This window comes from Terrisporobacter petrolearius (assembly GCF_020748185.1).
Classification (GTDB): Bacteria; Bacillota; Clostridia; order Peptostreptococcales; family Peptostreptococcaceae; genus Terrisporobacter; species Terrisporobacter petrolearius.
Window position 1 is genome coordinate 1 of sequence record NZ_JAHZMO010000186.1, and the last position, 447, is coordinate 447.

1 pseudogene is annotated in these 447 nt (G+C 56.2%); it reads right to left on the reverse strand.

The window, feature by feature from the left end:
- Positions 1-447, reverse strand: a pseudogene (gene hcxA, locus K0040_RS22535) (hydroxycarboxylate dehydrogenase HcxA); the annotation flags it as partial.

Genomic DNA, 447 nt, shown 5'->3' on the forward strand with positions numbered 1-447 from the left:
CACACGCGTAAAACGATCGCCCAGACCACCGACCATCCCACCACCAGCAATAATAGCATCCACCACATCGCAAAATGATTGCGTTAACTGTTGATTTTGCTGATCGCTCAGCGCCTGTTCGCTACTGTTTAACAATACGTCGCGAATGGCCTGCGCATTATTGATCCCCAGTCGCACGGTTAGCGGCAACGTTTCTGGTTGCGGAGCCAGCACCACCGCTTCATACCATTCCGCCAGCGTGTCCCCGATCCCCGCCAGCAGATATTGTTGCGGTGCATTGAGGATAATCTCCGGTTCCACCAGCACCATAAAATTGGCGTCGTCGAAAATCTCATAATGCAGCGCCTGTCCGGCATCGTTATACCAGACGGAGAGCGGTGTCCAGGCTGCGCAGGTGGCGGCGATCGTCGGAGCGGCAACAAATGGCAGACCGAGACGGCGGGCGAG